General features: G+C 64.7%; 16 protein-coding genes. 10 read left to right on the forward strand and 6 right to left on the reverse strand.

Annotated elements, in window-relative coordinates:
* The first annotated feature begins 83 nt into the window (after positions 1–83).
* Together WG907_RS00830 and WG907_RS00835 are read left to right on the forward strand one after the other, a co-directional pair.
* A complete protein-coding gene (locus WG907_RS00830; RefSeq protein ID WP_340230646.1) occupies positions 84–755 on the forward strand; it encodes a glutathione S-transferase family protein in 672 nt (223 codons plus the stop codon).
* A gap of 203 nt (positions 756–958) precedes the next feature.
* Positions 959–1936 (forward strand): GGDEF domain-containing protein, encoded by a 978-nt coding sequence (locus WG907_RS00835; protein ID WP_340230648.1) that lies wholly within the window; start codon positions 959–961, stop codon positions 1934–1936.
* Positions 1937–2085: 149 nt separating this feature from the next.
* On the opposite strand, the gene WG907_RS00840 is transcribed toward WG907_RS00835, so the two are convergent.
* Together WG907_RS00840 and ygfZ are read right to left on the reverse strand one after the other, a co-directional pair.
* Positions 2086–2832 (reverse strand): glutaminyl-peptide cyclotransferase, encoded by a 747-nt coding sequence (locus tag WG907_RS00840; protein WP_340230649.1) that lies wholly within the window; start codon positions 2830–2832, stop codon positions 2086–2088.
* Positions 2829–3566 (reverse strand): CAF17-like 4Fe-4S cluster assembly/insertion protein YgfZ, encoded by a 738-nt coding sequence (gene ygfZ, locus WG907_RS00845; RefSeq protein ID WP_340230650.1) that lies wholly within the window; start codon positions 3564–3566, stop codon positions 2829–2831. The genes WG907_RS00840 and ygfZ overlap by 4 nt, the downstream gene beginning before the upstream one ends.
* A 58-nt stretch (positions 3567–3624) precedes the next feature.
* Here ygfZ and WG907_RS00850 point away from each other — a divergent pair, with 58 nt between their 5' ends.
* Positions 3625–4956, forward strand: coding sequence for a dihydroorotase (locus WG907_RS00850; protein ID WP_340230651.1), 1332 nt, complete (start codon positions 3625–3627; stop codon positions 4954–4956).
* On the opposite strand, the gene rarD is transcribed toward WG907_RS00850, so the two are convergent.
* Positions 4953–5861 carry an EamA family transporter RarD gene (gene rarD, locus WG907_RS00855; RefSeq protein ID WP_445326769.1) on the reverse strand — a complete coding sequence of 303 codons (909 nt, stop codon included), beginning with the start codon at positions 5859–5861 and terminating at the stop codon, positions 4953–4955. The genes WG907_RS00850 and rarD overlap by 4 nt on opposite strands.
* Positions 5858–6079: a hypothetical protein gene (locus tag WG907_RS00860; protein WP_340231778.1), complete on the reverse strand. Its 222-nt coding sequence runs from the start codon at positions 6077–6079 to the stop codon at positions 5858–5860. The genes rarD and WG907_RS00860 overlap by 4 nt, the downstream gene beginning before the upstream one ends.
* A 122-nt stretch (positions 6080–6201) precedes the next feature.
* Here WG907_RS00860 and WG907_RS00865 point away from each other — a divergent pair, with 122 nt between their 5' ends.
* From WG907_RS00865 to WG907_RS00895, 7 genes are all read left to right on the forward strand, one after another.
* Positions 6202–6963, forward strand: coding sequence for a hypothetical protein (locus WG907_RS00865; RefSeq protein WP_340230653.1), 762 nt, complete (start codon positions 6202–6204; stop codon positions 6961–6963).
* A 51-nt stretch (positions 6964–7014) separates the two neighbouring features.
* Positions 7015–7398 (forward strand): fluoride efflux transporter CrcB, encoded by a 384-nt coding sequence (crcB, locus tag WG907_RS00870; protein WP_340230654.1) that lies wholly within the window; start codon positions 7015–7017, stop codon positions 7396–7398.
* Positions 7395–8804 (forward strand): RluA family pseudouridine synthase, encoded by a 1410-nt coding sequence (locus WG907_RS00875; RefSeq protein ID WP_340230655.1) that lies wholly within the window; start codon positions 7395–7397, stop codon positions 8802–8804. The genes crcB and WG907_RS00875 overlap by 4 nt, the downstream gene beginning before the upstream one ends.
* Position 8805: 1 nt before the next feature.
* Positions 8806–9468, forward strand: a complete 663-nt coding sequence (locus tag WG907_RS00880) for an HAD-IA family hydrolase (protein ID WP_340230656.1) — start codon at positions 8806–8808, stop codon at positions 9466–9468.
* Entirely contained in the window at positions 9465–9734 is a 270-nt protein-coding gene (locus WG907_RS00885; RefSeq protein ID WP_340230657.1) for a hypothetical protein, read from the forward strand. The genes WG907_RS00880 and WG907_RS00885 overlap by 4 nt, the downstream gene beginning before the upstream one ends.
* Positions 9731–10423, forward strand: a complete 693-nt coding sequence (locus tag WG907_RS00890) for an ATP12 family chaperone protein (protein ID WP_340230659.1) — start codon at positions 9731–9733, stop codon at positions 10421–10423. The genes WG907_RS00885 and WG907_RS00890 overlap by 4 nt, the downstream gene beginning before the upstream one ends.
* Positions 10424–10509: 86 nt before the next feature.
* Positions 10510–11238: a tetratricopeptide repeat protein gene (locus WG907_RS00895; protein WP_340230660.1), complete on the forward strand. Its 729-nt coding sequence runs from the start codon at positions 10510–10512 to the stop codon at positions 11236–11238.
* Positions 11239–11451: 213 nt separating this feature from the next.
* Here WG907_RS00895 and WG907_RS00900 read toward each other — a convergent pair whose 3' ends face one another.
* Entirely contained in the window at positions 11452–12126 is a 675-nt protein-coding gene (locus tag WG907_RS00900; RefSeq protein WP_340230661.1) for a murein L,D-transpeptidase catalytic domain-containing protein, read from the reverse strand.
* A gap of 53 nt (positions 12127–12179) precedes the next feature.
* Complete coding sequence (locus WG907_RS00905; RefSeq protein WP_340230662.1) at positions 12180–12494, reverse strand: hypothetical protein; 315 nt, start codon at positions 12492–12494, stop codon at positions 12180–12182.

Below are 12494 nucleotides of genomic sequence, written 5' to 3' on the forward strand. Positions count from 1 at the left end.
ATAGGCCGGGTATCCGCCGGCTCGTCCAAAAGGCCCAATTGCCGCTTTCCCGCGAGCGCGGGTCCGCTTAACAGGACAGACATATGTGGCAACTCTTCCAATTCCCGCTCTGTCCTTTCTCGCGCAAGGTGCGCCTGCTGCTGGGGGAAAAGGGCGTGGGCTATGATCTCGTGCGCGAATCGCCCTGGGCGATGCGGGACGAGTTCCTCGATCTCAATCCCGCCGGCACCACCCCGGTGATGGTCGATCAGGACAAGGGCATGACCCTGATCGACAGTCAGGCGATCTGCGAATATTTCGAGGAGACGGTGGAGAAATTCCCGCTGATCTCCGGCACGGCGGCGGGCCGGGCGGAAGTGCGGCGCCTGACCGCCTTTTTCGACCAGAATTTCTACGGCGACGTGGTCGGGCCGCTGCTCCACGAGCGGATGAAGAAGCGGCTGATCGAGCGGGCGCCGCCCGATGCGCGGGTGCTGCGCGAAGCGATGAAGCGCGCCAATGTCCATATGGATTATATGGATTATCTGCTCGATCATCGCAGCTGGATGGGGGGGGCAACTCTCAGCCTCGCCGATATCGCGGCGGCAGCGCATCTTTCGGTGGCGGATTATCTCGGCGGTATAGACTGGGCGGGTCATGACCCGGTCAAGCGCTGGTATGCGGGCTTCAAGTCACGGCCCTCGTTCCGGCCGCTGCTGTCGGAGCGGATGGAGGTGATCACCCCGCCGCCCCATTATGAAAAGCCCGATTTCTAGGACAGATTGACATTCGGCCTGGCTTTCGAGCAGTGCCGGTGCCTTGGTGATGTCGCCGACCTGCCCGGCGGCGAAGATTGAAGCGAAGTCAAGCCGCACGCCGGCCTGGATCGATCCGATGCCGCGTCGCCGGGTGCGATCCTGCTGCCGCACACCAATTTTTAAGCATCCCGGCCTATTCTGCCTCATTTAGGGAATGGCCCATGACGTTCTTCAGCGATTTTCTTCGGTGGAAGTCTCCCCTGGCGTCTGCCCGGCCGATTGATGAATCGGTGTATCGCATGCTCGCCGAACAGGCGTCCGATGTCCTCGCCCATTTTGGGCCTGACGGGACGGTAAGCTACATATCGCCCTCGGTGGAATCCATGCTCGGCTATAAGCCGGAACAGGTGGTCGGCACTGACATGGTGTGGCTGGTTCCCGAAGAGGACAGACCTGCCCTTGTCCAGGCGTTGGCGCTTCATCTGAGCGGTCAGACGGTGCGGCTCCGTCACCAGACGCGTTTGCTGTGCGCCGATGGAACGCCCATCTGGGTCGAAGGCAACTCCGTTCTCTCCGAGGATGGCACGGGATCGACCATTCTCGTCCTGCGCGACATCACCGATCGGAAACATCTGGAGGATAGACTGGCTGCGCTGGCCCTTGAGGATGGTCTGACGGGGCTCGCAAATCGGCGATCCTTCGACCAGACCATCGATCTTGAATGGCGCAAGACAGTGCGCGAGATGTCTCAGCTTTCATTGCTGCTTCTGGATCTGGATAATTTCAAGCAATTCAACGACGAATATGGACATCAGGCGGGCGATGATTGCCTGCGCAGCGTGGCGGCTGCCACCCGCTCCGCGCTTACCCGCCCCGGTGACCTTGCCTGCCGCTATGGCGGCGAAGAGTTTGCCGTGATTTTGAGCGGAACGAGCGCGGACCGGGCGACGGAAGTTGCCGACCGGATCAGACTCGCGATCGAAGCGTTGCAGATACCCCATCTTGGAAACTCCGCCGCGCCGGTCGTGACCGCGAGCATCGGAATTGCCACTGCACTTGCCCGCGTGGGAGGGACGATGCGGATGCCAGAAGGTCTTTTACAGGCCGCCGACCACGCGCTCTATCGGGCCAAGAGCGAGGGGCGCAACCGCGCCTCCAGATCGCTTGTCTTTGCGCCGGGCGTGGACGGTGGGGCGTGAACTGTAAATGCCGGACCGGCTGGCTAGAGCATTTTCGAAGCAGACGCTAACGTCTGCTGGCTCGGAAAATGCGGAAACCTTGAACGTCCTGTCGTAAATCCAGTGGATAAGCGATGAGGCGTGGAAGTTTGAAGCGGCAACCGGCTACTTTATCTCGCCAATCTGATTTCGAACAATTTGGGCCAGTTTTTTCCGGTCACGAATATTCGGTCCTTCGCTGCATCATAGGCGATGCCGTTTGCCACCGCCTCGTCGCCGCGCGCGCCGCTTTTTTGCACCAATGGGCCGATGTCGATCCAGTCGATGACCTGGCCGGTTGCGGGATCGATGCGGGCGATATGGCTATCGTACCAGATATTGGCCCAGATTTCGCCCTTCACATATTCCAGTTCGTTCAGCCGATCGACCGGGCGGCCCTTCCAGCGCACGGTGATGCGGCGCTGTTCTGCGAAGCTGTCGGGATCGAGAAAGCGCAACTGCGCGCTGCCGTCGCTCATGATGAGGCTCACGCCGTCCTGGGTCAGGCCCCAGCCTTCGCCGTCATAGCGAAAGGAGGAGACGGGCGCGAAATCGGGGAGAGTCCACACGAAGCCGTGCCGGTGCCGCCAGGTCAGGCTCACCAGCCGGTCTTTCCAGTTGACGATGCCCTCGCCGAAATAGGCCGGGTCGATGCTGCGGCGCGTGATCACCCTGCCGGTCTTGAGGGCGACCTTGCGGATTTCGGACTGCCCTTCGAGGCCCGTGCTCTCATAGAGCGTGCCATCGAGGAAGAAGAGGCCCTCGGTGAAGGCGGTCGCGTCATGAGGGTAGATTTTGACCAATGTCCATCGCGTGTCGGCAAGAGCTGGCGTGACGAAGGCGAGTGCGGCCAGCAGTGCGACGAGAATGCGCCTCATTCCGCCGCCTGCGCTGCGATGGCTTGTGCCAGCCAGCCGGGCAGGGTCGCGGGGTCAATATCGTCGACCCGGCGCAGCTCGATCGACAGGCCAAGCTCCGGCAGCGCGGCACGCTGGCGCTTTTCATCGGCCTCCGCCAGTGGCACCGCGACAAGGCGTCGGTTGACCTTGCCCCGATAATGCATGCGCGCGGTGTTTTCCTGGCCGATATAGCAGCCCTTGTCATAATCGACGCCGCCCAGCTCCTGCGCATTGGTTTCAAGCCAGAGAATGTGGTCCTGCCCAAGCTCATCCGCGCCTTCAAAGATGCCGAGCGACAGGCGGTGGGTGCGGAAAGCGGCGGTGGCGTCGCCATCGCCGGCGGGCGCGATCCAGCGATGGCCCAGGGCGGGAAGCCGGGGGTCGAATGGCCGGTGGGGCGCGTCGGGCGACCAATGCGCCGCCAACCCCTCGTCACGCGCAATCGTCACCTTGCGGCGCAGGCGATAGAGGCTGAGGCGTTTCGCCAGCGCGTCGGCCTGGGCCGCTTCGCAATCGATCAGCACATCGTCGCCATCCCCCCACAGGATGAAGTCGAACAGCGCCTTGCCCTGCGGCGTCAGCAGTGCGGTCCAGCGCGGCGCGCCGGGCGTCAGGGTCAGCACGTCCCGGGTCAGCAGGCCCTGCAGGAAGGCCTGGGCCTCCTCGCCCGAAATTCTCAGGATTGCGCGGTCGGTGAGGGTGGTGCCGGTCATCGGCTTTAGGTAGGACAGGGCGCATCCTTATCCAAGTCTTTGCAAGGCGCACCTTTCCATGCCCGACATTTTCGATCTGATCCTGAAAAACGGCACGGTTCACTCGCCGGGCGGCGCGGACCCTGTCGATGTCGGCGTGCGCGGGGGCAGGATCGCCGCGATCGGCACATCTTTGGGGGACGCGGGGGAGGTGATCGACTGCACCGGCCTCGATATCCTCCCCGGCTGCATCGACAGCCAGGTCCATTTCCGCGAGCCGGGCCTCGAACATAAGGAAGATCTCGAATCGGGCAGCCGTGCGGCGGTGCTGGGCGGCATCACCGCCGTGTTCGAAATGCCCAACACCAATCCCAATACCGACACCGCCGATCGGGTGCATGACAAGCTTGCCCGCGCGCATCATCGTATGTGGTGCGATCATGCCTTCTACGTCGGCGCGACTGCGGACAATGCCGAGCAACTCAGGGAATTGGAGCGCATCCCCGGCACAGCGGGGGTGAAGATCTTCATGGGCGCGTCGACCGGCAGCCTGCTGGTGGACGATGACGGCGCCCTGTCTCGCGTGCTGGCCAGCGGCACCCGGCGCGTCGCCATTCATGCCGAGGACGAGGCGCGGATGAATGCGCGCAAGGCGTATGCGCTGGAAGGCGGCCCGTCTTCGCACCCCGTCTGGCGCGACGATGAAAGTGCGATGATCGCGACAAAGCGGATCATCGCGCTCGCCCGCAAGGCGCGCCGCCGCATCCATATCCTGCACATCACGACGCCCGCCGAACTGGACTATATTGCACGGAACAAGGATATCGCGACTTGCGAAGTGACGCCGCAGCATCTGACCATGGCGGCGGAAGACGCCTATCCGCGCCTTGGCACCTATGCGCAGATGAACCCGCCGATCCGGTCGGCGGCGCACCGGCACGGGCTGTGGTATTATTTGAACCAGGGCGTGCCGGATGTTCTGGGCAGCGACCATGCGCCGCACACGATCGCGGAAAAGGCAAAGACCTATCCCGCATCCCCCAGCGGCATGCCGGGCGTACAGACGCTGGTGCCGCTGCTGCTCAACCATGTCGCGGAAGGGCGATTGTCGCTGCGCCGCTTCATCGAATTGACCTCGTCGGGGCCGCAACGCGTATTCGGTCTGGTCGGCAAGGGGCGGATCGCGCTTGGATATGATGCGGACTTCACGATCGTCGATCTGAAGAAGCGCTGGACCATCGAGCGTGACTGGCTGGCGTCGCGCTGCGACTGGTCGCCGTTCGAGGGGATGGAACTGACCGGCAAGGCGGTGGGCACGATCGTGCGTGGTCATCGGGTGATGTGGGAAGATGCGCTCGCCAACGCCGCCATGGGCGAACCGGTGCGTTTCGAGGCGACCGAATTTTCCTAAACCGGGACCAGCCTGTTGCGCCTCGCGCTGGTATAGCTGTCCAGCGCGAACAGCAGCAGCCCGACCCAGATCAGGCCGAAGCTGACGATCTGGCCCTGGCTGAGCGACTCGCCAAAGAGCAGCACGCCGCACAGAAATTGCAGCGTCGGGGCGAGATATTGCAGCAGGCCGAGCGTCGCCATCGGCAGGCGACGGGCGGCGGTGGCGAACAGGACGAGCGGCACCATCGTCACCGCGCCCATGCCGATCAGCAGGCCGCTGGTCCGAACATCGTGGCCAAAGGCGATGCCGCCCGACGCCGCAAGCCAGCCGAGACAGGCGAGCGCGACCGGCGCGAGCACCGCCGTTTCCGCGCCGAGCCCCGCCATCGGCGCAACCGGCGTCAGCTTGCGGACGAGCCCGTAAAAGCCGAAGGTCAGCGCCAGCGCGACGCTGATCCACAGGGTCGACAGCGCCGCCGCCGCCATGATCGCGACCCCAAGCGCGGCGACCGCGATCGCCACCATCTGGCCGCGCCGCAGCCTTTCCTTGAGCACCAGCACGCCGAGCAGGACGTTGACGAGCGGGTTGAGGAAATAGCCAAGGCTCGCCGCCAAGACATGCGCGCTGTTGACGGCCCAGACATAGGTCAGCCAGTTGGTCGCGATCAGCAGCGCCGACAGTGTCAGCGGGCGCATCAGTCCTGGATCGCGCAACACCGCGATCAGCGATCCCGTCGCGCCGCGCGCGCTCAGGATCGCGACGATCAGCAGCAGCGACCAGATGATCCGCTGCGCCACCACCTCCGGCGATCCCACATTGTCGACCAGCTTGACGAAGATCGGCAACAGGCCCCACAGGCCATATGCGACGATGGCGGCGAGCAGGCCGGCGCGCTGTTCCGCCTGATGGTCGGACCCGGTCAGATCAGGCCGCCGCCGATGAACAGTCGAAGCGCGCCAAAGGCGGCGACGATCAGGCAGAAATTGCGGCCGCCATTTTTGGATGAGATCATGCCGATGACGGCGCCGAACAAGGCTATGGGCACAAGCAGCCAGTTGAGCGCTCCAAGCAGCGGAATGACTGCCGGGATCATGAGAATCAGGGTGACTAGGCCGATCAGGCCTGACAATATATTGAGCATCCCCTGTAGATGGCGATTTTGCATCCGCGCGGCAAGGCCGGGAAAATCCGGGGATTCACCAAAAATCCTAACGGAAAATTAACCTCTGCTCTTCATGGCTTGTTTACGAAGGAGTGACGCGCATGCAGGGTTTCGGGCCGGTTTACACCAGATCATGCTGGTTCGTCGCCGCTATGGCGCTCCCGCTTGCCGCGTGCGGCAAGGGCGACAAGGAGCAGAGCCTCGCCGCGCTCGACGCGCAACTCACCAATAATGCCGTCGATCCTGCGCTTAAAAGCGCGCTCGCCGATCAGATCGTTGTCGATCCCAAGCTGGCCGGCCAGTCCAACCGCAACGCCGTTCGCGGGCCCGACAGGCCGGCCAGCGCGCCGCTGCCGGTTCTGAACGGCGACGCCGGCCATGCGCAGGCGGAGGCACAGCGCATTGCCGGCGGCAAGCTGCTGAGCACGCCTGCCCCGAGCGAGGGGAAAGCGATGGAATCGACGGTGACGCTCGGCGCACTGGCGCGGGAACAGGCGCGGCGCGGCGGCGGGAACGCCGGTTGCAGCGCCAAGCTCGCCTACGCCATGCAATGGGCCAGCCGCCTGCCCGAACCTTTCACCCTTTATCCCGGCGCGCAATTGATGGAGGCCGCTGGCGCGGATCGCGACGGCTGTTCGCTGCGCGCGGCGAGCTTCGTGACGCCCGCGCCCAAACAAAGCGTCATCGATTATTATTATACCATGGCAAAGCGCGCGGGATTTGCAGCCGAACACAGGATATTGGGCGGCGACAATGTGCTCGGCGGCAGCCGGCAAAATGACGACAGCGCCTATTTCATCGTCTTCACCGACGCACCGGGCGGCAAGACCGGGGTGGATATCATCGCCGACCATGGTGGTTAAACGCTGAACTGACGCATTTCCTTCGTCGCCATTTGCCTGTAGGCGGGCGGCATGATCAATATTCTGCTTGTCATGGGTGGCGGCGCGGTGGGTTCCGCGCTGCGCTACCTGCTCGGGCGCTTGTCCCTGCATATGATGCCGGGCGCGGCGTGGCCATGGGGCACGTTCGCGGCCAATTTGCTGGGCGGTTTTGCCATGGGCCTGCTTGCCGGATGGCTGGCACGCGGCAGCGTGGGTTCTGGCGAGCCTGTGCGGCTGTTGCTCGGCGTCGGCGTGCTCGGCGGCTTCACGACCTTTTCCTCTTTCAGTCTGGAAACCCTTTCCATGATCGAACGCGGACACGCAGGCATGGCGATCGGCTATGCGCTGTTGTCGGTGATCGGTGCGGTCGCGGCGCTTGCTCTGGGCCTTTTCACTGTGCGGAGCGTCGCATGAGGGGCCGTCCGCCAGGCCCGTCGGGAACGGGCAAAGCCGGAACGGGCAAAGCCGGAACGGGCAAACCGGGAACGGGCAAGTCCGGTCCGCCACGCAGCCGCAAGCCGGATAGCGCGGCCAGACCGGGCGGCGCTGCAAAAGCGGGCGCGCCCGGACGCGCGCGCGGCGGACCCAAGGCTGCGACGGCGCGCAAAGCCGATGGCGCGAAACCGCCGTTCAAGCCGCGCGCGAAACCCGCCACCAAGCCCGCCGCCGCGAAACCGGCACCGGTGCAGGCCGCCGCGCCGGTCAAATCGACCGCGCTCAAGGGCGTATCGCTCGACGTGCGGCAATATCGCGTGGCCGGCGACGATGACGGCATCCGCCTCGACCGCTGGTTCCAGCGGCATCTGCCTGACGTCGGCTTCAACATCGTGTCGCGCTGGTCACGCACCGGACAGCTGCGCGTCGACGGCGCACGCGCCGCGCCAGGCGATCGCGTCCTCGAAGGGCAGACGATCCGCGTGCCGCCCGCCGAGGCCAGGGCGCCGGCCGCCGAAAAGCCCAAGCGGGTCCGCGTCATCGACCTGACGCCCGACGAGATCGCCTATGTGCAGGACATGGTGATCCACCGGGATGCGCAGGCGATCGTCATCAACAAACCGCCCGGTCTTGCGACGCAGGGCGGCACCAAAACCGACGAGCATGTCGACAGGCTGCTCGACGGGCTGTTGTTCGACCTCGAATCGCGCCCCAAGCTGGTCCATCGGCTGGACAAGGATACGTCCGGCGCGCTGTTGCTCGCGCGCAATTCGCGCGCGGCGGGGCATTTCGCCAAGGCCTTTTCCAGCCGCACCGCGCGCAAGGTCTACTGGGCGCTGGTCATCGGCGTGCCCAGCATCAACGACGGCATGATCGAACTGCCGCTCGGCAAGCAGCCGGGCACCGGCGGCGAGAAGATGCATGTCGACGAAGCGGAAGGGATGCCGGCGCGCACCCGCTATCGCGTGATCGAGCGCGCGGGCAATCGCGCCGCCTGGGTCGAGCTGCAACCCTATACCGGCCGCACCCACCAGTTACGCGTGCATCTGGCGGCGATCGGCCACCCGATCGTTGGCGACGGCAAATATGGCGGCAAGGACGCTTTCCTGTCCGGCACGATCAGCCGCAAGATGCATCTTCATGCCCGCCGCATACGGGTCGACCATCCCGATGGCGGGAGGGTCGACGTGATGGCGGAGCTGCCCTCGCATTTCGCCTCAAGTCTTACGGATCTGGGTTTCGACGCATCGATCGGCGACATGCCGCTGGACGACGAGATCGACCGGACCCCGACGCGCGAGGATGAGAAGAAGTTCGCGAGAGCGCACGCCAAACAGGTGCGCAAGGGCCGGCGCGGCGAGCGTCGGGGGCGCGGCGAGGTTTAGGGTGCGGACCAACCGGCTGGTCGTCTTCGATTGCGACGGGACGCTGGTGGACAGCCAGCACAGCATCTGCGCCGCGATGGTCCGTGCCTTCGAGGGGGCCAGGCTGCCGCCGCCGGACCGGCAGGCGATCCTGTCCGTCGTCGGCCTGTCGCTGCCCTATGCGATGGCGCGACTGCTGCCGGAGGCGGAGGCCGATTTCCACGATCATCTGTCGGACGCGTATAAGCGCGCCTTCCACGATATGCGGCGCGGCGGCGGCGTCGAGGAGCCGCTTTATCCCGGTATTGCGGCGTTGCTCGACGCGCTCGATGCCGAAGGATGGCTGCTGGGTGTGGCGACCGGCAAGTCCGACCGGGGTCTCAACCTGTGTCTTGCCCATCATGGGCTGGCCGAGCGGTTCGTGACGCTCCAGACCGCCGATCGCCATCCGTCCAAGCCACATCCCGCGATGCTGATCGAGGCCATGGCGGAGGCGGGCGCGGAACCCGGGACGACGGTCATGATCGGCGACACGGTGTTCGACATCGACATGGGGATCGCCGCCGGGGTGCGGTCTATCGGCGTCGGCTGGGGCTATCATGCGCCCGAAGCTTTATGGGCGGCGGGCGCGCATGCCGTGGCGATGGACAGCGAAGCGCTGCATCGCCATATCGGCGCGCCATGACCGATTTTCCGCCTCCGCCGCCCGTCCCCCCTGAAATGGGCGCCGCCGAAAAGGTCGCGCGTCAGCGCCACTTCGCCATCAGCCTGTTTCGGCTGTCCGGCGCGATCATCGTGATGGTCGGCTTCCTCGCGCTGATGCAGCGCTTTTCCTGGGTTCAGGGCAATAAGGCCAAGGCGTTTGGCGCGATCATGGTCGTCGTCGGCCTGTTCCAGTTCATGATCGTGCCGCGCCTGATGCTGGCGCTGTTCAGGCGGACCAGGCCGTGAGGCGTTTTTACACCGAGGTCGCTGTGATTCCGGGGGAGGGCGGATTTGAGATCCGCCTCGATGGTCGTCCGGTGCGCACGCCTGCGCGCGCCCTGCTTGCGCTGCCTAACATGGTGCTGGCTGAAGCTGTGGCCGGCGAGTGGCGTGAGCAGAATGAGGTCATCGATCCTGCCTCCATGCCCTTCACGGGGCTCGCCAATGCCGCGATCGATCATGTCGCACCCAATTCGGCATCCTTTGCCGCCGATGTCGCGCGTTATGGCGAGAGCGATCTTCTCTGTTATCGCGCCGATGGACCGCAGGAACTGGTGGAGCGGCAAGCGGCCGCCTGGGACCCGCTGCTCGAATGGGCGCGAGCACGCTACGACATTGTTTTTCGAGTGACGCAGGGTGTCCTGCCCGTGCCGCAGCCGCAGGAAACGCTGGACCGGCTGGCCCATGTCGTGGCTGCGCTCGATGCCTTTACGCTGGCGGGGCTTTCTACGGTCGTCGCGTTGACCGGTTCGCTGGTCGCCGGGCTGGCGCTGCTCGAAGGCGGGCATGCGCCGGACGCGATCTGGGCGGCGGCGGAAATCGACGAGGTTTGGCAGGTCGAGCGGTGGGGCGAGGATGCGCAGGCATCCGCGCGCGCGGCGCGGCGCGCGCGCGATTTTGCCACGAGTTGCGCTTTCTGCGCGATGGCGCGGTAATAGCGGCCTGGAACCTGGATTGCCCTTCGGTCATTGAAAGCATGGAGTGCGCCTCGCGCCGATGCATTTTCAAAACGTCCAGGGAGATGACCTTGCCATTCCATAGCCGATTGACCGCTCTTCTGATTGCCGCGCCATTGGCGGCGACGATGCCTGCTCTGGCCCAGCAGCCCGCATCCGCCCCCGCCGCGAGCGCGCTCACCCCCGCGCAGATCACGGCCTTCAACAAAGCGGTGACGGATTTTACTGCCGGTCAGACCGCGCAGCAGGCCGGCGACAATGCGGGTGCGGTGGCGAAATATGAAGCTGCGCTCCCCGCGATTCGAACGGTCGTGCAGGCCGACCCTGGCAAGATCGACAATGTGACCTTCCTCGCCAATGTGCTTTACGCCGACGCGGCCGCGCAGGCGAGCCTTGGCAAGGTGGATCAGGCCATCACCCTGTTCGGCGAGGCGGCGCCCCACTGGCGCAAAGTGGTAGAAGCCAAGCCCGCAGATGCGGCTAGTCGGAATGTTCTCGCCGGCATGCTGGTGCAGCTTGGCAACCAGAAGCTCAGCGCCAAGGACGCGCCGGGCGCAGACCCCTATTATCAGGAAGCGCTCGCCCTGGCCCGCAAGTCGGTGGCCGAAAATGCTGCGGACAAGGTGAACAAGAACCTTCTTTTGTCGGCGCTGATCGGGGCGAGCCAGACGGGGAGCGATCCGGCGATCAAAACCGAGGCGGTGACGCTTGGCAGGGCGATGGTGGCCGATGGCTCGATCGACCCGGTCAACAAACCCTCGATCGACGCGATGACTGCCCAGAAAGCTGGCTGAGGCGAAGCGTCGATATTCGACTTTATGTCTTCCCCGCGCAGGCGGGGACCTATTTCACCGCTAGACGATGAAGTCGCATGAAAGATGTGTATCTCGGGTCGGCCAATGCATGAGGCAAGTTGGGTCCCCGCCTGCGCGGGGACGACGATCTAGTGGAGGCGGGTTACGCCTTTGGGACGGTCAATTTGAGTATGAGCGCCGATGTGCGTTTGATCAGGTGACGATACCGTCCAGCTTGTTGGCGTAGACCATCCGGCCCGGTCCCAACAAGCCCAGCAGTTGCGGCAGCATGTGCCGGGCGACGGCGAAGCAGCCCTCGCTGCGGCCGCATTTGCCCCATGTGGCGATATGATCCTCGCTCACATAGTCCGCGCCGTGGATGACGATGGCGCGGGGTTCGGCATTGTTGTTCTGCGGGTCGAGGCCAGCCAGGCGCATGGCGCGGCCATGCTGGCCTTCATATATTTCGCCGGTCCTGAACGCGCCCGAGCTGCTCGCCAGTGAATTGGGTTCGTTGGAAAAACTGTGCAGCCAGCCCGAATGTTCGGGGTCCGACCCCCGGCCATGGGCGACGAGATAGGAACTGGTCTGGCCGCCGATCAGGTCGACGATGTGGAAACGCAGCTCGCGCGATGGCGCGTTGAAATCGGCCAGCGCGACTCGATCGCGCAGGGTGAAGGCTGCGCTATGCTGGTCGAGCGCCGCCCTGGCGCGATCGAGCAGCGCCGCATAGGGCTTGCGGGCGAGCGACGCCGGTCCGGGCGTGGCCGGCGGAATCGGACCATTAAGGCCAGAGGTGGTCGGCAACGCAGCCCGCCCGACACTGTCCGACAGTAAGGAAAATGCGAGTCCGCTCAAAGCGAACTTCGTAAAATTGCGGCGATCCATGGACTCGCATATAGCAAATTCCGCGCCCAGGTCCAAGACCGGGGCCGATCGCTTCAACCGCCGCTATTGACCGCCTGGTCGGACGCGGCGCTGTTTTCGCCCGCGTCGCGCAGGCGGGACGTCATGCCGGTCGCTTCGGCATCGTCCTGAATCTGCTGCTGTTCCGACACGGACGGGGCCGGTGCCGCCGGTGCTGCGACATTATTGCCGACCGGCGGCGGGGGCGGCGTGGCGTCGGGCTCGTCGATGATGACATTCTCGACCGGCGGTTCGACCAGATTGTTGGTTGTCGGTTCTTCCTCATGCTTTTTGCCGCAGGCCGAAAGGGCGAGCGCACCGGCGAGGGCGAACAGAGCGATCTTGCGCAT

The sequence above is a fragment of the Sphingobium fluminis genome (assembly GCF_037723805.1).
Classification (GTDB): Bacteria; Pseudomonadota; Alphaproteobacteria; order Sphingomonadales; family Sphingomonadaceae; genus Sphingobium.